Here is an 18532-nt window from a genome sequence, read left to right as displayed (position 1 = left end):
AGGCTCCGGAATCCGTGGCAAAAGCCTTGGCCCTTTAGCAAAAGGCAGAGTCAACGGTGACGATGCAGATGCCGGGGCCTCGACTCGGGTGAGCGGGCGATAGGAAGCAAAGCGACGGCGGCGTCCGCCATTCGGCGAGCAGGTCGGCTTCAGCTAGGCACTGGAACGAGTCGCTGCCAGTCCGGGGTAACGCCGCACACAGGCGGCAGTGAATCGAAGGCTGAATGGCCAGTCCATTCGCCAGGGTGGCGGCCTTGCCTGGCAATGTCGGTGCGCTGGCGCACTTACGTCATCGCCACGGCCATCCGAATTCGGCAGGTACCCCGCATCATGCCGGCCTAGGCATGGGATCGACGTATGCGTGGGAAAGCAGGCCAGACAAGGCTGGAACCGTACCCCCGGGGGCCAAGTTGGATGAACCGCCCCGAAGCAAGCGCTGGGCTGGATAGTTTCCCGAAGCAGGGAGAACTCTTGCGATGCGCCTGCAACGCCCGCAGGATCATCGCGCAGCTTTCGACGCTGCGACGAATCTCGCTCAGGCGGTGCGTGACACTGACGGAATCACACTGGAACTCTTCCGCCAACAGATCATCAACCGCCATGCTCAGGCAGCACGTTGCAATATTCAGCCCACGGGTGAAGCGTTCGTCGTCCATACCGTCCTCGGCTGACGACCGAACAATGGAAGAAGAATTCCGCCAGGGCTCGGGCGTATTGGCATTCCTACCATCCTCCCTTCCTCCTCCCCCCGCAACCCCATCCAGCGCACACAAAAGAAAACCCTGCCTCACCTTCAAGGGCTAACAGCCCATGGTACCGGTGTAGTGCCAACAGTCCGTGCGCTACCAACTGCAGTAGACGCACCAGCAGTGGAAGCTTCACTCGCCAGCAGTCTGCGACGGATGCCCCGTCACAGGTGCGCCTTAAAGAAAGGCACCAACTGCTCCAGGGCAGCGGCGACCGGGCCTGGGGCCGTACAGGTCGTAATGGGTCGCGCCCTCCACGACTTGCAGGGGCTTCTGGCTGGAGCGGGTGCGCTGGAACAGGTCGAAGCTATCTCGGTAGGAATCGAACGCCCCCGGCTCTCCGCGAAACTTAGGTGTGGTGATGCGATACCCATGGACGATGGAGAGAGTCCCCGGCCAGCGAATAGGGTTTGCCTACCGGAAATCCGACCTTCCTAGCGACCGCAAGGTCGCTTCGAGCCCGGAGCGGGCCGGCCCCCATTCGCCGCGCGAGCGGTACCCTGACGAGAGCTTTCACCATGACCGACGAGATCCAAGGAACCACCCGCCGCGCCCTGATGAGCGCCGGCGTAGCAGCCGCGACACTGGCGGTTGCCGTCCCCATGCTTGCGGGCCAGGCGAGCGCTGCCCAGGCCCCGACCGTAACGGGTGCGCGCCGCAAGGAGCAAGGATCGGGCTACCTCACCCTGCGCGACGGCACCCAGTTGTTCTACAAGGATTGGGGCAGCGGGCAACCCATCGTGTTCCATCACGGCTGGCCGCTCTCAGGGGATGACTGGGACAGCCAGATGCTGTTCTTCCTCGCCAAGGGCTACCGCGTGATCTCCCATGACCGTCGTGGCCATGGGCGCTCCTCGCAGACAGCGCAGGGCAACGACATGGACACCTACGCCGCCGACCTGGCAGAACTGGTAGCGCACCTGGACCTGAAGAACGCCGTGCACATCGGCCACTCCACCGGCGGTGGCGAGGTCGCGCGCTATGTCGCACGCCATGGTGCCGGGCGCGTCGCCAAGGCAGTGCTGATCAGCGCCGTGCCTCCGATCATGCTGCGCACCAAGAAAAACCCCGGCGGTCTGCCACTGAAGGTGTTCGATGGCTTCCGCGAGGCGCTCGCCGCCAGCCGTTCGAACTTCTACCGCGAGGTGGCGGCGGGGCCCTTCTACGGCTTCAACCGGCCGGGCGCCAAGGTCTCCGAAGTGGTGATCGACAACTGGTGGCGCCAGGGCATGAACGGCGGTGCCAAGGCCCATTACGACTGCATCACGGCCTTCTCGGAAACCGACTTCACCGAGGACCTGAAACAGATCGACGTGCCGACTCTGGTGCTGCACGGGGAAGACGACCAGATCGTTCCCATCGACGACTCCGCACGCCTGTCCATCAAGTTGCTGCGGCACGGCATCCTGAAGACCTACCCTGGCCTGCCCCACGGCATGTGCACGACCCACACAGACACCATCAACGCTGACCTGCTGGCCTTCATCAAAAGCTGAAACCGGTAGAACACAAGGCCCGGCGCGTAAAGCTCCTGGCCCTTTTCCGTTCAGAGCTGCGACAGCCCGCCATCGATGCACAGGTCGACGCCGGTGGTGAAGCTGCTGTCGCCCGATACAAGGAACAGCGCTGCGTTCGCCAACTCTTCCGGGTGGCCGAGACGGCCGAGCGGAATCAGCCCAGCCAGCCGTTTTTCGAACGCGCCGAACTGCGCCTCGCCAATCCCCATCTTGCCGATGATCGGCGTCAGCAGCGGGCCGGGGCTCAGGCAGTTGACGCGGATGTTCCAGCCCTTGAGTTCAGCCACCCAACGGCGAGCGAATGAGCGCGCCGCCGCGTTGGTCGCCGCATAGAACACGTGGGCCTCCAGTGCCTTCAGGTGGGCGATGGACAACACCAGCACGATGGAACCGCCATCACGCAGCAGCGGCAGCGCTTTCTGGATGGTGTAGAAGACGCCTTTGACATTGATGTCGAACTGTTCGTCGAACTGGCTTTCATCGACTTGGTCAACCCGAGCGTCAGCTGCAACTGGCCGCGCCAGTACTCGACCTAGCGGACGAGTACTGGCTTCTGCCGGCGGAACCGAGCGAGCTGCCGGCCGCCGAGACTGGCACCACAACTGACGGGAAGCGCTCTGCAATTTTCAAGATGCCTCTGAAACGAAAAAGCCCAGCATGGCTAGGCTTTCGATCTCGGAATCACTAGGCAGTCGGCTTTTCAGCGTGCCGACACCGTAATCACGTCACCGGGATACTGTGCTGTTAGCTCGGCCTTAAGCGCTGTATTGGCCTCTTGTTGCGAGTAGACAAAGAACTGCTTCGCTCCAGTGTAGGCAGAAGCCTGCCCGGGTTTCTGGCGCCGATACTTCGCAGTGAACCATTGCTTCCCAGATCCGCTCATGACATCTCCTTTTTCAGACTGATCCCGGCTCGAATCTAATGTCACCATGACATCACATCCAATTGGGCGAAATCATATCGCCATCATCACGACATCCTCCCTTATCCTCCGGAAACCCTGGCCAGGCTCCTACACCATCAGCCAGGGGTTCCAGCGCCGTCCTGGCGCGACGCATGACCAAGGAGGTCACATGGATCAGAAAGATATAACTGACATCTGGAATCGTACCAAGGAGAAAAAATCTCCGGCACTGCAGCACCGGTTGACGACCACGAACAAGTGATATCGATCCCGTTCGATGGCCAACTGAGCCATAAGATCTACGTGAGGCGGAAGGACTCCGAAACTGATACCTGGGGGGAGCCGGTGACGCCGCGCGCCCATGCCGGTGAGCATGGTGTCGTACTCCCGCACCGTCTTCGGCAGGGCCATTGCCATCACTAGGATGACGGCCAGGAAAGCGAAGAAACCAAGGACGCCGAGCTTGTAGAGCGCGATCCCGCCAACTGCAGTCGAGGCCGGCTCAGTCATGATTTGATTCCTCATACGAATGTCCCCAGGCTTCGCCAGCCCTGGCACTGCGTGAATAGAAAGGCCCTAGCGTGTCGAGCAAGGTGCAGGGCCGCATCGCAGAGGCGCGCGGCACGCTCTGTCCGAGCGCACCGTACAGACCAAGCTCCGCCTGTTGGAGGACCTGGGCATCATCGTGCCGGGCAACTAGGCGATTGCCGCTGCCTACATCACCCGCCGGGACCATGTTCCAGTCTGCTACGACCTCGTCATGGAGCGGGGTGAGTCCCCTGCACCCCGTCAAAATGAACGGGGTGAACCTGATGCACCCCGTGGATGCCACGGGGTGCAGCTCACAGCAGAACGGGGTGCAAATGACGACGGAACGGGGGGCAGCTCCTGCATGCGGGCCTGCAACCTGCGCGATGGCGCTATGCACCTTGCTCGCCTAGCCTGCTGCTGGACGCAACCAGCCCCTCCCAAGCATTACCACTAGGCCTTGGATGCCCAACCTAAGCCTGTATCCAGAGGATGCGCCACCTCCCCTTCTCCATGACTGAAAGAAGGCGCAGGAATCTCTGTATTTTCCGGTGGGGCAAAAAGTGGGGCAAAATTCCCGAGCCCCACAAAACCGCCGGGCATAAAAAAATCCAGTCACCGCTAAGTGACTGGATTTTCTAGGGATTTTTGGTCGGGACGGAGTGATTCGAACACTCGACCCCTTGCACCCCATGCAAGTGCGCTACCAGGCTGCGCTACGCCCCGACGTTGCCTTCCGGTTGCCCGGTTGGCGGATCGCACTATACCGTAAGGTTTTCTTTCGGCAAAGCACTTTTTTCATTTTTTTCAGCTACTTGCGCAGCACGTGAAGAACGTCTTCCAGTTCCGCGATCATCTGGCGGATGAGTTGCTTGTACTGGGTGATGTCTTCGCGGGCTTCGTCGCCGGAGAGGCGCTGGCGCGCCCCGCCGATGGTGAAGCCTTGGTCGTACAGGAGCGCGCGGATCTGGCGGATCATCAGCACGTCCTGGCGCTGATAGTACCGGCGGTTGCCGCGGCGCTTGACCGGGTTGAGCTGCGGGAACTCCTGTTCCCAATACCGCAGCACGTGCGGTTTCACTGCGCACAAGTCGCTCACTTCACCGATGGTGAAGTAGCGCTTGCCCGGAATGGGGGGCAGTTCGTCGTTATGACTTGGTTCCAGCATAAGCCTCAACCCTGGCTTTCAGTTTCTGGCCTGGACGAAAGGTGACGACGCGGCGAGCCGTGATCGGGATTTCCTCTCCCGTCTTCGGGTTGCGACCCGGGCGCTGGCGTTTGTCGCGCAGGTCGAAATTGCCGAAACCGGACAGTTTCACCTGTTCGTTGTGCTCCAGCGCCTGGCGGATCTCTTCGAAGAAGAGTTCCACCAGTTCCTTGGCTTCCCGTTTGTTCAGGCCCAGCTCTTCATACAGACGTTCGGCAATCTCAGCTTTCGTCAGAGCCCCCATACGCTACTTCCTTAACGTGGCGTTGAACCTTTGCTCCAGCGAGGCGACGATTTTCTGCGTAGTCGCGTTCACCTCGTCATCGTTAAGAGTGCGTGATGGATGCTGCCAGGTCAAGCCGACGGCCAAGCTTTTTCCAAGCGGATCAATACCTTTACCCTGATAGACATCAAACAGCCTGAGGTCGGTCAGGAATTCGCCGGCCTCTTCGCGGATGGTCGACAGGACGGATTCGGCTGGAATATCGCGGTTGACCACCAGCGCCAGGTCGCGGCGCACCTCGGGGAAACGCGACAGTTCGCTGAACTTCGGCAGGCGGCCGCGGACCAGTTCGCCCAGTACCAGCTCGAACAGGTAGACCGGACGATCCAGGTCCAGAGCCTTGGCCAGTTCCGGGTGCAGGGCGCCGACGTAGCCGACCGGTTCGCCATCGCGCTCGACACGGGCGGTCTGGCCCGGGTGCAGCGCCGGGTGTTCGCCGGGGACGAAGGCGAAGGCATCGGCGGCGCTGGCGCTGGCCAGCAGCGCTTCGACGTCGGCCTTGATGTCGAAGAAGTCGACGCCTTCGCGCACGTTGCTCCAGCCTTCTGGCTCGCGGCTGCCGCAGATGACGCCGGCCAGCATGTTTTCCTGCTGCAGGCCCTCGAGCTGGCCGACGAAGCGCAGGCCGCTCTCGAACAGGCGCACGCGGGTCTGCTGGCGGTTCAGGTTGTGCTGCAGTGCCTTGACCAGGCCCGGCCACAGCGAGGCGCGCATGGCGGCCATGTCGGCGGAGATCGGGTTGGCCAGCATCAGCGGCTGCACGCCCGGGCTGAACAGTTCGAACAGCTTGGGATCGATGAAGCTGTAGGTGATGGCTTCCTGGTAGTCGCGGGCGACCAGCAGGCGGCGCAGCGCCGGCAGCTCGGCCTGGGTTTCCGACTTGGTGTTGGGCGCCAGGCGCGCCTGCGGGTAGCGCACCGGCAGGCGGTTGTAGCCGTACAGGCGGCCCAGCTCCTCGATCAGGTCGACTTCCAGGGAAACGTCGAAGCGGTGGCTCGGCACGCCGACCTTCCAGCGCCCTTCCCCATCGGCTTGCACCTGGAACTCCAGCGCGGTGAGCAGGCGCTCGATTTCCGCAGCGTCCATTTCCATGCCGAGCATCTGGGTGACGCGCTCGATGCGCAGCACCACCGGCTCGACCTTGGGCAGGTGTGCCTGGCTGACCTGCTCGACCACCGGACCGGCTTCGCCGCCGACGATCTGCAGCAGCAGTTCGGTGGCGCGCTCCATGGCGCGGCGGGCCAGTTGGAAGTCCACGCCACGCTCGTAGCGGTGCGAGGCGTCGGTGTGCAGGCCGTAGGAACGAGCCTTGCCGGCAACAGCGATGTTGTCGAAGAAGGCACTTTCCAGGAACAGGTCGCGGGTCTTGGCGCTGACGCCGCTGTGCTCGCCGCCCATCACGCCGGCCATGGCCAGGGCGCGTTCGTGGTCGGCGATGACCAGGGTGTCGGTACGCAGGGCGACTTCCTGGCCGTCCAGCAGCACCAGCTTCTCGCCCTCTTCGGCCATGCGCACGCGGATGCCGCCCTTGATCTCGTCGAGGTCGAAGGCATGCATCGGCTGGCCCAGCTCCAGCATCACGTAGTTGGTGATGTCCACTGCGGCGTCGATGCTGCGGATGTCGGAACGGCGCAGGCGCTCGACCATCCACAGCGGCGTCGGCTTGCTCAGGTCGACGTTGCGGATGACGCGACCCAAATAGCGCGGGCAGGCATTCGGCGCCAGCAACTCGATGGGACGGACGTCATCGATGCCGGGGGCGACCGGCTGCACATCGACGAAAGTGACCGGCGCCGAGTACAGCGCGCCCACTTCGCGGGCCAGGCCGGTCAGCGACAGGCAGTCGCCGCGGTTGGGGGTCAGGCCGATTTCGATGGAGGCGTCGTCCAGCTCCAGGTAGTCGCGGATGCTCGCGCCCACCGGGGCGTCGGCAGCCAGTTCCATCAGGCCGGCGTTGTCGTCGCTGATTTCCAGCTCTTTGGCCGAGCACAGCATGCCGTTGGACTCGACGCCGCGCAGCTTGGCCTTCTTGATCTTGAAGTCGCCCGGCAGTTCGGCGCCGATCATGGCGAAGGGGATCTTCAGGCCCGGGCGCACGTTGGGCGCGCCGCAGACGACCTGGAAGGTCTCGCTGCCGTTGCTGACCTGGCAGACGCGCAGCTTGTCGGCGTCCGGGTGTTGTTCGGTGCTCAGCACCTCGCCCACCACCACGCCGCTGAAGGCGCCGGCGACGGGGATCACGGCATCGACCTCGAGGCCGGCCATGGACAGACGAGCCACCAGCTCGTCGCGGGAAACCTGCGGATTCACCCAGCTCCGCAGCCATTGTTCACTGAATTTCATCCTGCTCTCCTAAGAATTCGTTGACGTCGCACGCGGCCTAGCGGAATTGCCCGAGGAAGCGCAGGTCGTTGTCGAAGAACAGGCGCAAGTCGTTGACGCCGTAGCGCAGCATGGCCAGGCGTTCGATGCCCATGCCGAAGGCGAAGCCCTGGTATTTCTCCGGGTCGATGCCGGACATGCGCAGCACGTTGGGGTGCACCATGCCGCAGCCCATGACTTCCAGCCAGCCGGTCTGCTTGCACACGCGGCAGCCCTTGCCGCTGCACAGCACGCACTGGATGTCGACTTCCGCCGAAGGCTCGGTGAAGGGGAAGAACGACGGGCGGAAGCGCACCGAGAACTCCTTCTCGAAGAAGGCGCGCAGGAACTCCTCGATGGTGCCCTTGAGGTCGGCGAAGCTGACGTCTTCGTCGATCAGCAGGCCTTCGACCTGGTGGAACATCGGCGAGTGGGTCAGGTCGGAGTCGCAGCGGTACACGCGGCCGGGGCAGACGATGCGGATCGGCGGGCGCTGGCTCTCCATGGTGCGCACCTGTACCGGCGAGGTATGGGTGCGCAGCAGCATGTTCGCGTTGAAGTAGAAGGTGTCGTGCATCGCCCGCGCCGGGTGGTGGCCGGGGATGTTGAGCGCTTCGAAGTTGTGGTAGTCGTCTTCGACTTCCGGGCCCTCGGCCACTTCATAGCCGATGCGGGTGAAGCATTGCTCGATGCGTTCCTTGGTACGGGTCACCGGATGCAGGCCACCGGAGGTCTGGCCGCGGCCCGGCAGGGTCACGTCGACGCGCTCGGCCGCCAGCTTCGCCGCCAGCGCGGCGCCTTCCAGGTCGGTCTTGCGGGCGTTGAGCGCCTCCTGGACCTTTTCCTTGGCAACGTTGATCAGCGCACCCACCTTGGGGCGCTCCTCGGCCGGCAGGTCGCCCAGGGTCTTCATCACCTGGGTCAGCTCGCCTTTCTTGCCGAGATAGTGAACCCGGATCTGTTCCAGGGCATTGACGTCTTCGGTATGTCGCACAGCCTCCAGGGCTTGGGAGACCAGCGCGTCCAGGTTTTCCATGTACCAACTCCAGATACGAAATAGGGGAAGAGCGGTTAGGCTCTTCCCCTATCGGTGACGTTACGTCCCGGATCGAGATCCGGTGATTGTCTCAGAACCTGTCCACGATCTGCTGCGCGTCGGCATAACTGCGTTAAAAACAGGCGAGTGATGCTCATTTAGCGGACTAAACTGCGCTCCCTCGCCTGTTTGACTCGCTGCGCTCGCCCTTCGGGCCAGCCTTCGGCTGTTACTCCCGTTGGTCGTTGCGCCTTGTTCTGCTCTAGCTCGCGAGATCGTGACCAAGCTCTTGGGGCTTAAGCCAAGCTTGCCTTCGCTTTTTCGACAATCGCGGTAAACGCCGCTTTTTCGTTCACAGCCAGATCGGCCAGGACCTTACGGTCGATCTCGATGGCCGCCTTTTTCAGGCCGGCGATCAGACGGCTGTAGGACAGACCGTTCTGACGAGCACCAGCGTTGATACGGGCGATCCACAGGGCGCGGAACTGACGCTTGCGCTGACGACGGTCACGGTAGGCGTATTGGCCAGCCTTGATCACCGCCTGCTTGGCGACGCGGAACACGCGGGAACGCGCGCCGTAGTAGCCTTTGGCGAGTTTCAGAATCTTCTTGTGACGACGACGGGCAATCACGCCACGCTTAACACGAGCCATTTATCTATCCTCTACCAGAAATCAACGCAGACGCAGGGAGCGTTCTACACGGCGAACGTCGGAAGCAGCGAGCATCGAGGTGCCGCGCAGCTGACGCTTACGCTTGGTGGTCATTTTGGTCAGGATGTGGCTCTTGAAAGCGTGCTTGTGCTTGATGCCACCAGCAGTCACTTTGAAGCGCTTCTTGGCGCCACTCTTGGTTTTCATCTTTGGCATGTTTGGTACTCCGCATTCGTTAACAACTGATAACCATCAGGCCTGCCAGTGCCCGGGAGGTTATTTACGCTTCTTGGGAGCGATGACCATCATCAGCTGGCGTCCTTCCAGCTTAGGATGCTGTTCCACGGTGCCGTATTCGGCGAGGTCGGTCTCGACCCGCTTCAACAGCTCCATGCCCAGCTCCTGGTGGGCCATCTCACGACCACGGAATCGCAGGGATACCTTGGCCTTGTCCCCTTCACTAAGGAAACGTACCAGGTTGCGTAGTTTTACCTGGTAATCCCCTTCTTCCGTCCCTGGACGAAACTTGATTTCTTTGATCTGTTGCTGGTGCTGGTTTTTCTTCGCCGCAGCCGCCTGCTTCTTCTTCTCGAACAGGTGCTTGCCGTAATCCATGATGCGGCAGACAGGAGGCGCCGCATCGGCAGAGATTTCAACCAGGTCCAGCTTGGCCTCGTCGGCGTGGCGCAGCGCCTCATCAAGGGTCACTACGCCGATCTGCTGACCGTCGGCACCGATCAGACGCACTTCGCGTGCGGTGATGTTCTCGTTGATCGGTGGTTTCGGGAGAGCCCGCTTATCCTGCCTCATTTCACGCTTAATAATGATTACTCCGAGTCTTGGCGACCACGCCGGGAAACCGCCCGAGTCAACAGCTCGACGAACTGGGAAAGCGGCATCGAGCCGAGGTCTTCCCCTTCGCGCGTACGTACGGCGACGGCCTTCGATTCAACCTCCCTGTCTCCAATAACCAGGAGATAGGGAACCTTGAGCAAAGTATGCTCGCGGATTTTAAAGCCGATTTTCTCGTTTCTCAAGTCGGACTTGGCACGGAATCCGCTTTCCTCGAGCGTACGGACCACTTCCTCGGCGAAATCGGCCTGCTTGTCGGTGATGTTCATGACCACCGCCTGGGTCGGCGCCAGCCAGGCCGGGAACAGGCCGGCGTAGTGCTCGATCAGCATGCCGATGAAGCGCTCGAAGGAACCGAGGATGGCGCGGTGCAGCATGACCGGGCGCTTGCGGTTGTTGTCTTCGGCGATGTAGCTGGCGTCCAGGCGCTCCGGCAGGTTCGGGTCGTACTGCAGGGTGCCGCACTGCCAGTTACGGCCCAGGCAGTCCTTCAGGGTGAACTCGATCTTCGGGCCGTAGAAGGCGCCCTCGCCCGGCTGGTATTCCCACTCCAGGCCGGATTCGTTCAGAGCGTCCGCCAGCGCGCCTTCGGCGCGATCCCACAGCTCTTCGGAGCCCACGCGCTTGGCCGGACGGGTGGACAGCTTCATGGAGATGTCGGAGAAGCCGAAGTCGGCGTAGACCTGCAGGGTCAGCTTGATGAAGTCGGCCGCTTCCTTCTTCACCTGGTCCTCGGTGCAGAAGATGTGCGCGTCGTCCTGGGTGAAGCCGCGCACGCGCATGATGCCGTGCAGCGCGCCCGAAGGCTCGTTGCGGTGGCAGGCGCCGAACTCGGCCAGGCGCAGCGGCAGGTCGCGATAGGACTTCAGGCCCTGGTTGAAGATCTGCACGTGGCACGGGCAGTTCATCGGCTTGACCGCGAAGTCGCGACTTTCCGACGAAGTGGTGAACATGTTCTCGGCGTAGTTCGACCAGTGGCCCGAACGCTCCCAGAGGATGCGGTCGACCACCTGCGGGGTGCGCACCTCGACGTAGCCGTGCTCGCGCTGCACCTTGCGCATGTACTGCTCGAGCACCTGGTAGACGGTCCAGCCGTTGGGGTGCCAGAACACCATGCCCGGCGCTTCCTCCTGCAGGTGGAACAGGTCCAGCTGCTTGCCGATGCGGCGGTGGTCGCGCTTCTCGGCCTCTTCGATGCGCTGGACGTAGGCGGCCAGCTGCTTCTTGTCGGCCCAGGCGGTGCCGTAGATGCGCTGCAGCTGCTCGTTCTTCGAGTCGCCGCGCCAGTAGGCGCCGGAAATCTTGGTCAGCTTGAAGGCCTTGAGGAAGCGGGTGTTGGGCACGTGCGGGCCGCGGCACATGTCCACGTACTCTTCGTGGTAGTACAGGCCCATCGCCTTCTCGTCGGGCATATCCTCGACCAGGCGCAGCTTGTAGTCCTCGCCGCGGGACTTGAACACCTCGATGACTTCGGCACGCGGGGTCATCTTCTTGATGACGTCGTAGTCCTTGTCGATCAGCTCGGCCATGCGCTTCTCGATCGCCGCCATGTCTTCAGGGGTGAAGGGGCGCTCGAAGGAGATGTCGTAATAGAAGCCTTCGTCGATTACCGGGCCGATGACCATCTTCGCGCTCGGGTACAGCTGCTTGACCGCGTGGCCGACCAGGTGCGCGCAGGAGTGGCGGATGATTTCCAGCCCTTCCTCGTCCTTCGGGGTGATGATCTGCAGGGTCGCGTCGTGTTCGATCTTGTCGCAAGCATCGACCAGCTTGCCGTTGACCTTGCCGGCCACGGTGGCCTTGGCCAGGCCCGCGCCAATGGATTGCGCCACCTCGGCCACGCTGACCGGGTGATCGAAGGACCGCTGACTACCGTCGGGAAGAGTAATGATGGGCATGGCGCCTCCTCTCCTAGTGGTGACCCCTACGAAAGGCCACATGGGTTGGGATGTGCCAGTAAGCGTCGCCCGCCGGGCAGGCCTGCCTCACAGTGGCAGGCGCCTTTTCGGCACCCTGCGCTTGCGCGCGCGGACGGAGATCACTGGAAGAAAAAACGAACGAAGCCCCGACGAGCGGGGCAGGTCGCCATGGTACTGCATGTGGAGGCAACTGACGAGCGGCATCAGTGCGCGTCGATGAACTCCAGCACGGCGCGATTGAAAGCGGCCGGGCGCGTGGCGTTCATGCCGTGGGAAGCGCCGGCGATGACGCTGCTGCGCACGTCCGGCAACGTCTGCGCCAGGGCCTGGACCACCTGCGGGAAGGGCTCGGGACTGAGTTCGCCGCGCAGCAGCAGGGTCGGCGCCGCCAGCGTGGCCAGGCGCGCGCGCCCGAGCGGCTCCGGCCGATCGGCGACCTGGCCGATCAGCGTCATGGCGTTATCGGTGGCCATGTCGCGGAAGTGCCGCGAGGAACGCCGCCAGATCCCAGGCCCGCTGACGGTGTCGACGAACAGCTCCAGGCCCGCCTCGACCTCGCCCTGGCGGATCAGTTGCAGCGCCTGCTCGCGGAAACGGTTGCGCTCGGCCGGCGCCGCCGGCACGGGCACGCCGGCCGCCTGGAACAGGTCGGCGGCGAAATCCCCGCCGGGGTCGCACAGCACCAGCGAACGCAGGCGCCCGGGCGCCTCCAGCGCCAGGCGCAGGCAGATATTGCCGCCGCGCGAATGCCCCAGCAGGTGGACCGGCTCGCCCTGCATGTCGATCAGCGCGAGCAGGTCCTCGACATGTTGCGCGGTAGTGAAGTCCGCGCCCTCGCCATTCCAGCGCTGCGGATAATAATGTCGAAGACTGGGCGCCAGCAGACGATAGCGCTCGCCCAAACCGCGCAATTGCCATTGCCAGTAGCGGTAATCGCAAAGCGAGCCGTGCACCAATACCAGCGGCACCCCCTCCCCTTCCACCAGGCAGGCCAGTTCATGTCCATTGAGTGAATACGACTGGACATTCGAAAGCATCTACATCCCCTATGCCATGGCGCACGCAAGATATCGGCGATCCCCATGGCGAACCGCCATCTAGTTGATGGGAGGCGATTATCCGCGATTCGCGGCATGGCGATAAAGCCATACATTCGGAAGGACCTTTGCAATGCCGTGAAAAACACCTTATCGAAGATTAATTATTGCATCGCCCGCTTATTTAAATTAATAATTCGCCGCCCACATAACTTTCCGAACACAATGGTCGCCGAATAGCTGCGCACCGATATCCGTTTCGGAATGACCTGCCCTGGAGTGCAAACATGTCCAAACTCGCGGAATTCCGTGAAGCCGAACGCCTGCTCAAAGAACAACTGGCCCTGCTGGAAAAGCTGAAGAACGACAGCTCCCTGAAGAAGGAACTGGAATTCAAGGATCAGCTGCAGGCCCTGATGGACGAATACGGCATGAACCTGCGCAACGTCATCGACATCCTCGACCCGCAGGGCACCGCCAACAACGCCGCCGCCGCGCCGGCCGCCAGCGCCCCGCGCCGCAGCCGCCAGCTGAAGGTGTACAAGAACCCGAACAACGGCGAAGTGGTGGAAACCAAGGGTGGCAACCACAAGACCCTGAAGGCCTGGAAACAGCAGTACGGCGCCGAGACCGTGGAGTCCTGGCTGCAGAAGTGATGCCCGCCCCGCGGCGGCCGACGCCGCCGCGGGAAGCTCCTCGGAAACATCCTCTGACGATCCGCACTTGAAAGACCCGCCCAGCATCCGGATAATGCTGCCCGCGAGTCATGAACTTCAGGTCGCCCCTCCCGTCGCCGCCCACCCCAACCAGGGCGCAGCAGCCGGGACACACAGGGCCACGGCCAGCAGCCAGTCACTGGCAGGCGCATCCAGCGCGCCCCTCAAGGCGCAGCAAATCGTCCTTACATATTTGGCAAGCCCGAACTTCGGGGGTTGGCGTATTCTCCCGCCATGGCGCCCTCGAAAGACCTCTTCGAGTTTTCATTCGCTGCCACATTCCGGTCATGGATATCACGCATTCTGCGTTCGACCGGAGTTTTTTACGTTTCACGCGGTCATAAGACCGTGACTATTTGGAAGAAAGACAATATGAAAAAAAGCACTCAGATCCAGGAGGCGATCGGCACCCTCAAGGCAGCTTTCGCCCCGCTCAACTGCATCATCCTGGCACCGCGCAAAGACAGCTTCAGCTTCGCCCTGGTGGACGAATACGGCGTCGCCTGCCATAGCGAACGGCTCTATCCGCAGCAGTACCAGGCCGCAGAGCCGCTGCAGGCCGTCATCGCCCGCGTGCAGAGCACCCTGGCCGCCTGACCGGCACCCGACGAAAAGCCCCGCGAATGCGGGGCTTTTTCATTTCCGGCCCGCTCACTCCAGGCGCAGGCCAGCCTTGAGCGCCGCCACCTCGGCAAGTCGCTGCGGGCAATCCGCCGCCGGCGCGGCATAGGTCAGCGAATAGGCCGCCTCCTTGCCCAGCGCCACCTGCACACCCTGCTTCATGGCCTCGTTGCCGTTCTGGCTGATCGAGCAGACCAGCTCCAGGCCGTCCAAGCCCCCAAGGGAAGCTTGCCGCGGCTTGCTGCAGGCCGCCTGGAAGCCCTGGCGCAGGAAGTCGACCTGCAGCGACTTGCGCATCTGCAGGATCACCCGCTGCAGATCCACATCCTTCACCTCGGCCAGGCGGCTGCGGGTGATTTCCACCACCAGCGCCTGGGAGCCATCCGCCGCCAGCTTGACGCCGCGCTCGCGGCGCAGCGCCGCAGCGTCGTCCGGCGCCTCGGGCGAACGCGTCACCTGCCAGCCCTCCGGCCATTCCGCCAGCCCGGCGGCCATTGCCAACCCACTCGCCGCGCACAGCAGAAACACCCCGAGCCCCCGGCCCCACCCACCACTCATGCCACGCCTCCCGCACTTCCCGACCCGCAGTAGCCACGAAACGCCACCGCACTTTTGCCGGACAAACTACACCGATTGCCGTCGATTGGCTGCTGAACCCCGGCCGGCAATTCGTCGCTCGATGCGCCCGCAACGCCAGGGACCGACAACGCCCACGAGGGAATACGTGATGCGCAGCGAAAAATCCAAGGACACCAGTGGCCGCGCCCTGGGCGTGCTCTGCGTGGTGAACACCCAGCCGCGCGCTGCAATTCGGCGAACCGCCCCTGACCTACCAGCCGATCGTCGCCACCCCGGAGCGGCACCCGGCCGCCACCTGGCGCAGGGCTACTTCACCGGCCGTCCACTGCCCCGCCCTGCGCTGCGCGCCCTGATCCCCGGCCTCAGGCACAGCGCCAGCGCCGCCTGAGCCGCCGGACGAACGCATCGGCGCCGATACAAACCTTACCCTGCCGATACCAGGTTTCTCGGGACACCCGCGGTGCGGGCGTGTCTACTTTGCGCCCATTTTTCCAACCCTGGTGTCGCCATGCTTTCCAGATTGACCAAAGTCGCCCTGCTGCTCGCCCTCGTCTCGCTCTCCGGCTGCTGGCCGTTCTTCCCGCCCTTCGGTGGGCCGGGAGGCGGCGGGCATGGCGGTGGCGGCCATGGCGGCGGGCCCGGCTTCGAGCGCCGCTGAGCACGCAGGGGCGCCCGGCGCGGCCGGTGAATCCAATCGCGGACGGAGTCCGCTCCTACGCCCGCGCTTCCCTGCGGGCCGCGCCGAGGTGCTTTTCGTAGGATGGGTTGAGCTTGCGAAACCCATGCGGTTGCGCTGATGGGTATCGCTTCGCTCAACACCATCCTACGAAAAGCCATGCTCGCTCATGCGGCAGGAGCGGACTCCGTCCGCGATCAGCCCAAATCGCGCGCAAACAAAAAGGGCGACCCTCTCGGATCGCCCTTTCTGCTACCGCCGAAGCGGTGAATTGGTAGGCACAATTGGACTCGAACCAACGACCCCCACCATGTCAAGGTGGTGCTCTAACCAGCTGAGCTATGTGCCTAAAGAAAAGGGCGACCGCTTAAGATCGCCCTCTCGCTACCGCCGAAGCGGGAATTTGGTAGGCACAATTGGACTCGAACCAACGACCCCCACCATGTCAAGGTGGTGCTCTAACCAACTGAGCTATGTGCCTAGCGATGGGGGCGCATTTTACGCGAAGGCGTTGAACCGTCAAGCATTTTTTCGCTAACCCCCTGAAAAAGGGAATTTTTTTATGTTCGTCCTTGCGTAAAAAATTTTGCACGGCCACTAGCCGAGTGATTTCGACTCGGGTAGCATCAGCCCATCTCGTAAAAAATAACAAACACAGGTGCAATATGCCGCACACTTCTTATCCCACTTCCTACTATGCAGCCTCGGCCAATCCGGTCCCTGCGCGCCCCGAACTCAAGGGCGAGACCGAAACCGACGTGTGCATCATCGGCGCGGGCTACACCGGCCTGTCCACCGCCCTCTTCCTGCTGGAGAACGGCTTCAAGGTGACCGTGCTGGAAGCCGCCAAGGTCGGCTTCGGCGCATCCGGCCGCAACGGTGGCCAGATCGTCAACAGCTACAGCCGCGACATCGACGTCATCGAACGCACCGTCGGCCCGAAGCAGGCGCAACTGCTCGGCCAGATGGCCTTCGAGGGCGGCCGCATCATTCGCGAGCGCATCGCCAAGTACGACATCCAGTGCGACCTGAAGGACGGTGGCGTGTTCGCCGCCCTCAGCGCCAAGCAGATGGGCCACCTGGAGTCGCAGAAGAAGCTCTGGGAGCGCTTCGGCCACACCCAGCTGGAGCTGATGGACGCCAAGCGCATCCGCGAAGTCGTGGCCACCGACAGCTACGTCGGCGGCATGCTCGACATGAGCGGCGGCCACATCCACCCGCTGAACCTCGCCCTGGGCGAAGCCGCGGCGGTGGAATCCCTCGGCGGGGTGATCCACGAGCAGTCCCCGGCGGTGAAGATCGAGCGTGGCGCCAACCCGGTGGTGCACACCCCGCAAGGCCGGGTGAAGGCCAAGTTCGTGGTGGTCGCCGGCAACGCCTACCTCGGCGGCCTGGTCCCTGAGCTGGCCTCCAAGTCCATGCCCTGCGGCACCCAGGTGATCACCACCGAGCCGCTGGGCGACGAGCTGGCCAAGACCCTGCTGCCCCAGGACTACTGCGTCGAGGACTGCAACTACCTGCTCGACTACTACCGCCTGACCAGCGACAAGCGCCTGATCTTCGGCGGCGGCGTGGTCTACGGTGCCCGCGATCCGTCGAACATCGAGGCGATCATCCGTCCGAAGATGCTCAAGGTGTTCCCGCAGCTGAAGAACGTGAAGATCGACTTCGCCTGGACCGGCAACTTCCTGCTGACCCTCTCGCGCCTGCCGCAGGTCGGCCGGATCGGCGACAACATCTACTACTCCCAGGGTTGCAGCGGCCACGGCGTCACCTACACGCACCTGGCCGGCAAGGTGCTGGCCGAAGCCCTGCGCGGCCAGGCCGAGCGTTTCGACGCCTTCGCCGACCTGCCGCACTACCCCTTCCCGGGCGGGCGCATGTTCCAGGTGCCGTTCTCCGCGATCGGCGCCTGGTACTACAACCTGCGCGACAAGCTGGGCGTGTAACCCGCCCTGCGAACGACGAAACGGCGCCCTAGGGCGCCGTTTTCGTTGGCGCGCCGCTGTCGCTGCGGATCTGCGCGTGGCTGATCAGGGCGAAGATCAGGCTGCCGCCGACGATGTTGCCGGCCAGCGTCGGCAGCGCGAAGTCCAGCAGGAAGGCCTTCCAGCCCAGCTCGCCGGCCCACATCAGGTAGCCGACCTCGCAGGTGCCGACCACGATGTGGCTGAAGCTGCCCAGCGACATCAGGTAGGTGACCAGGATGATGATCCACACCTTGGCGCTCTCCGCCGCCGGCACCAGCCAGACCATGGTGGCGATCATCCAGCCGGAGACGATGCCGCGGGAGAACATCTGCCAGCCGTCGTTCTCCATGACTTCGCGGCCGATCTCGAGGAAGGCCTGGTCGGTCTTCGCATCGAAGATCGGCAGGTGCAGCATGGCGTAGGCGAACAGCAGCGCGCCGACGACGTTGCCCAGCAACACCACGCCCCATAGCCGCAACAACTGCCCAGCCTTGCGCAGGGTCGGCTCGCTCATCAGCGGCAGCACCGCGGTGAGGGTGTTCTCGGTGAACAGCTGCTGGCGGGCGAGGATGATGGCGAGAAAGCCCACCGGGTAGCCCAGGCTGGTGACGATGGCCGCGCTGTCGTGCTCCGGCAGCTTGGCGCGGAACAGTCCCATGGCCATCAGCGACAGGCCGATGGTCAGCCCGGCGGCCAGGGCCGACCACCAGAGCGCCGCCAGGGTGCGCTCCAGCTCGTGGTTGCCCTGCAGGCGGATCACCTCATGCAGCACCAGCGCCCGGGGTGGCTGGGCCTTCTCGACCTTGCGGCGCTCCTCGGCGGAAAGATCGTCCGCGGTATCGCCCTTGCCGGCGGCATCGCGTGCCGGCTGCTGCTTGTCGCTGGCCATGGCTTGCACCTCATCAAGGGATGCAACTTAGGCCGGCG

20 protein-coding genes and 3 tRNA genes are annotated in these 18532 nt (G+C 63.3%); 7 read left to right on the top strand and 16 right to left on the bottom strand.

Annotated features, from left to right (window positions below; genetic code table 11):
* The first annotated feature begins 476 nt into the window (after window positions 1-476).
* Together RN02_RS33440 and RN02_RS23560 are read left to right on the top strand one after the other, a co-directional pair.
* Window positions 477-671 (top strand): hypothetical protein, encoded by a 195-nt coding sequence (locus RN02_RS33440; protein WP_135499831.1) that lies wholly within the window; start codon window positions 477-479, stop codon window positions 669-671.
* Window positions 672-1264: 593 nt separating this feature from the next.
* A complete protein-coding gene (locus RN02_RS23560) occupies window positions 1265-2242 on the top strand; it encodes an alpha/beta fold hydrolase (RefSeq protein WP_043317265.1) in 978 nt (325 codons plus the stop codon).
* A 50-nt stretch (window positions 2243-2292) separates the two neighbouring features.
* On the opposite strand, the gene RN02_RS23555 is transcribed toward RN02_RS23560, so the two are convergent.
* The 12 genes from RN02_RS23555 to RN02_RS23495 form a co-directional block, all read right to left on the bottom strand.
* Complete coding sequence (locus RN02_RS23555) at window positions 2293-2886, bottom strand: SDR family oxidoreductase (protein ID WP_082033871.1); 594 nt, start codon at window positions 2884-2886, stop codon at window positions 2293-2295.
* A 455-nt stretch (window positions 2887-3341) separates the two neighbouring features.
* Entirely contained in the window at window positions 3342-3677 is a 336-nt protein-coding gene (locus RN02_RS34015) for a hypothetical protein (RefSeq protein ID WP_043317260.1), read from the bottom strand.
* Between the two features lie 667 nt (window positions 3678-4344).
* Window positions 4345-4421 (bottom strand) — tRNA-Pro (locus RN02_RS23540).
* Between the two features lie 85 nt (window positions 4422-4506).
* Entirely contained in the window at window positions 4507-4863 is a 357-nt protein-coding gene (locus RN02_RS23535) for a MerR family transcriptional regulator (protein WP_009617038.1), read from the bottom strand.
* Entirely contained in the window at window positions 4844-5146 is a 303-nt protein-coding gene (gene ihfA, locus RN02_RS23530; RefSeq protein WP_003090661.1) for an integration host factor subunit alpha, read from the bottom strand. The genes RN02_RS23535 and ihfA overlap by 20 nt, the downstream gene beginning before the upstream one ends.
* A 3-nt stretch (window positions 5147-5149) precedes the next feature.
* Entirely contained in the window at window positions 5150-7528 is a 2379-nt protein-coding gene (pheT, locus tag RN02_RS23525; RefSeq protein WP_043317258.1) for a phenylalanine--tRNA ligase subunit beta, read from the bottom strand.
* Between the two features lie 37 nt (window positions 7529-7565).
* Window positions 7566-8582, bottom strand: a complete 1017-nt coding sequence (gene pheS / locus RN02_RS23520) for a phenylalanine--tRNA ligase subunit alpha (protein WP_009617022.1) — start codon at window positions 8580-8582, stop codon at window positions 7566-7568.
* 296 nt (window positions 8583-8878) lie between these two features.
* On the bottom strand, window positions 8879-9235 hold the full coding sequence (gene rplT / locus RN02_RS23515; RefSeq protein ID WP_003099086.1) for a 50S ribosomal protein L20: 357 nt from the start codon (window positions 9233-9235) through the stop codon (window positions 8879-8881).
* A gap of 21 nt (window positions 9236-9256) precedes the next feature.
* Window positions 9257-9451 carry a 50S ribosomal protein L35 gene (gene rpmI, locus RN02_RS23510; protein ID WP_009617012.1) on the bottom strand — a complete coding sequence of 65 codons (195 nt, stop codon included), beginning with the start codon at window positions 9449-9451 and terminating at the stop codon, window positions 9257-9259.
* Window positions 9452-9511: 60 nt separating this feature from the next.
* Entirely contained in the window at window positions 9512-10063 is a 552-nt protein-coding gene (gene infC, locus RN02_RS23505; RefSeq protein WP_173427906.1) for a translation initiation factor IF-3, read from the bottom strand.
* Window positions 10063-11985, bottom strand: a complete 1923-nt coding sequence (gene thrS / locus RN02_RS23500; RefSeq protein ID WP_043270648.1) for a threonine--tRNA ligase — start codon at window positions 11983-11985, stop codon at window positions 10063-10065. Before thrS ends, infC begins: the two co-directional genes overlap by 1 nt.
* 224 nt (window positions 11986-12209) lie before the next feature.
* Window positions 12210-13043, bottom strand: a complete 834-nt coding sequence (locus RN02_RS23495) for an alpha/beta fold hydrolase (RefSeq protein ID WP_009617005.1) — start codon at window positions 13041-13043, stop codon at window positions 12210-12212.
* A gap of 287 nt (window positions 13044-13330) precedes the next feature.
* Between RN02_RS23495 and RN02_RS23490 the strand changes: the two genes are divergently transcribed.
* The gene (locus RN02_RS23490) at window positions 13331-13699 is read left to right on the top strand and encodes a histone-like nucleoid-structuring protein, MvaT/MvaU family (RefSeq protein WP_009617003.1); all 369 of its coding nucleotides are present in this window, start codon (window positions 13331-13333) and stop codon (window positions 13697-13699) included.
* Window positions 13700-14131: 432 nt separating this feature from the next.
* Complete coding sequence (locus RN02_RS23485; RefSeq protein WP_009617001.1) at window positions 14132-14356, top strand: hypothetical protein; 225 nt, start codon at window positions 14132-14134, stop codon at window positions 14354-14356.
* 54 nt (window positions 14357-14410) lie between these two features.
* Here the strand turns inward: RN02_RS23485 and RN02_RS23480 are convergent, their stop codons facing one another.
* Window positions 14411-14938, bottom strand: coding sequence for a DUF4946 domain-containing protein (locus tag RN02_RS23480; RefSeq protein ID WP_043317256.1), 528 nt, complete (start codon window positions 14936-14938; stop codon window positions 14411-14413).
* 169 nt (window positions 14939-15107) lie between these two features.
* On the opposite strand from RN02_RS23480, the gene RN02_RS33435 reads away from it, so the two are divergent.
* Together RN02_RS33435 and RN02_RS34010 are read left to right on the top strand one after the other, a co-directional pair.
* A complete protein-coding gene (locus RN02_RS33435) occupies window positions 15108-15347 on the top strand; it encodes a hypothetical protein (protein ID WP_152623808.1) in 240 nt (79 codons plus the stop codon).
* Between the two features lie 120 nt (window positions 15348-15467).
* Window positions 15468-15617 (top strand): hypothetical protein, encoded by a 150-nt coding sequence (locus RN02_RS34010; RefSeq protein ID WP_162839902.1) that lies wholly within the window; start codon window positions 15468-15470, stop codon window positions 15615-15617.
* Between the two features lie 290 nt (window positions 15618-15907).
* Here the strand turns inward: RN02_RS34010 and RN02_RS23475 are convergent.
* Both RN02_RS23475 and RN02_RS23470 read right to left on the bottom strand, forming a co-directional pair.
* Window positions 15908-15984: transfer RNA gene (locus RN02_RS23475), tRNA-Val, on the bottom strand.
* Between the two features lie 55 nt (window positions 15985-16039).
* Window positions 16040-16116, bottom strand: a tRNA-Val gene (locus tag RN02_RS23470).
* 184 nt (window positions 16117-16300) lie between these two features.
* Between RN02_RS23470 and RN02_RS23465 the strand changes: the two genes are divergently transcribed.
* Window positions 16301-17584, top strand: coding sequence for an NAD(P)/FAD-dependent oxidoreductase (locus RN02_RS23465; RefSeq protein ID WP_009616995.1), 1284 nt, complete (start codon window positions 16301-16303; stop codon window positions 17582-17584).
* Window positions 17585-17612: 28 nt separating this feature from the next.
* On the opposite strand, the gene RN02_RS23460 is transcribed toward RN02_RS23465, so the two are convergent.
* Window positions 17613-18494, bottom strand: coding sequence for a formate/nitrite transporter family protein (locus RN02_RS23460; RefSeq protein WP_009616993.1), 882 nt, complete (start codon window positions 18492-18494; stop codon window positions 17613-17615).
* Between the last annotated feature and the right edge of the window lie 38 nt (window positions 18495-18532).

The sequence above is a fragment of the Pseudomonas sp. PI1 genome (genome assembly GCF_000812405.1).
GTDB classification, from domain to species: domain Bacteria; phylum Pseudomonadota; class Gammaproteobacteria; order Pseudomonadales; family Pseudomonadaceae; genus Pseudomonas; species Pseudomonas citronellolis.
The sequence above is the reverse complement of the archived record's forward strand: the minus strand, read 5'-3'. Positions and strand labels throughout refer to the sequence as shown.

What these genes read in the sequence shown, in the direction of transcription:
- RN02_RS23480 (WP_043317256.1), bottom strand. Translation starts at nt 14,938, where the DNA reads ATGAGTGGTGGGTGGGGCCGGGGGCTCGGGGTGTTTCTGCTGTGCGCG.
- RN02_RS33435 (WP_152623808.1), top strand. Translation starts at nt 15,108, where the DNA reads ATGCGCAGCGAAAAATCCAAGGACACCAGTGGCCGCGCCCTGGGCGTG.
- ihfA (WP_003090661.1), bottom strand. Translation starts at nt 5,146, where the DNA reads ATGGGGGCTCTGACGAAAGCTGAGATTGCCGAACGTCTGTATGAAGAG.
- rplT (WP_003099086.1), bottom strand. Translation starts at nt 9,235, where the DNA reads ATGGCTCGTGTTAAGCGTGGCGTGATTGCCCGTCGTCGTCACAAGAAG.
- RN02_RS34010 (WP_162839902.1), top strand. Translation starts at nt 15,468, where the DNA reads ATGCTTTCCAGATTGACCAAAGTCGCCCTGCTGCTCGCCCTCGTCTCG.
- pheS (WP_009617022.1), bottom strand. Translation starts at nt 8,582, where the DNA reads ATGGAAAACCTGGACGCGCTGGTCTCCCAAGCCCTGGAGGCTGTGCGA.
- RN02_RS33440 (WP_135499831.1), top strand. Translation starts at nt 477, where the DNA reads ATGCGCCTGCAACGCCCGCAGGATCATCGCGCAGCTTTCGACGCTGCG.
- RN02_RS23535 (WP_009617038.1), bottom strand. Translation starts at nt 4,863, where the DNA reads ATGCTGGAACCAAGTCATAACGACGAACTGCCCCCCATTCCGGGCAAG.
- pheT (WP_043317258.1), bottom strand. Translation starts at nt 7,528, where the DNA reads ATGAAATTCAGTGAACAATGGCTGCGGAGCTGGGTGAATCCGCAGGTT.
- rpmI (WP_009617012.1), bottom strand. Translation starts at nt 9,451, where the DNA reads ATGCCAAAGATGAAAACCAAGAGTGGCGCCAAGAAGCGCTTCAAAGTG.
- RN02_RS23485 (WP_009617001.1), top strand. Translation starts at nt 14,132, where the DNA reads ATGAAAAAAAGCACTCAGATCCAGGAGGCGATCGGCACCCTCAAGGCA.
- RN02_RS23490 (WP_009617003.1), top strand. Translation starts at nt 13,331, where the DNA reads ATGTCCAAACTCGCGGAATTCCGTGAAGCCGAACGCCTGCTCAAAGAA.
- RN02_RS23465 (WP_009616995.1), top strand. Translation starts at nt 16,301, where the DNA reads ATGCCGCACACTTCTTATCCCACTTCCTACTATGCAGCCTCGGCCAAT.
- RN02_RS23460 (WP_009616993.1), bottom strand. Translation starts at nt 18,494, where the DNA reads ATGGCCAGCGACAAGCAGCAGCCGGCACGCGATGCCGCCGGCAAGGGC.
- RN02_RS34015 (WP_043317260.1), bottom strand. Translation starts at nt 3,677, where the DNA reads ATGACTGAGCCGGCCTCGACTGCAGTTGGCGGGATCGCGCTCTACAAG.
- thrS (WP_043270648.1), bottom strand. Translation starts at nt 11,985, where the DNA reads ATGCCCATCATTACTCTTCCCGACGGTAGTCAGCGGTCCTTCGATCAC.
- RN02_RS23495 (WP_009617005.1), bottom strand. Translation starts at nt 13,043, where the DNA reads ATGCTTTCGAATGTCCAGTCGTATTCACTCAATGGACATGAACTGGCC.
- RN02_RS23560 (WP_043317265.1), top strand. Translation starts at nt 1,265, where the DNA reads ATGACCGACGAGATCCAAGGAACCACCCGCCGCGCCCTGATGAGCGCC.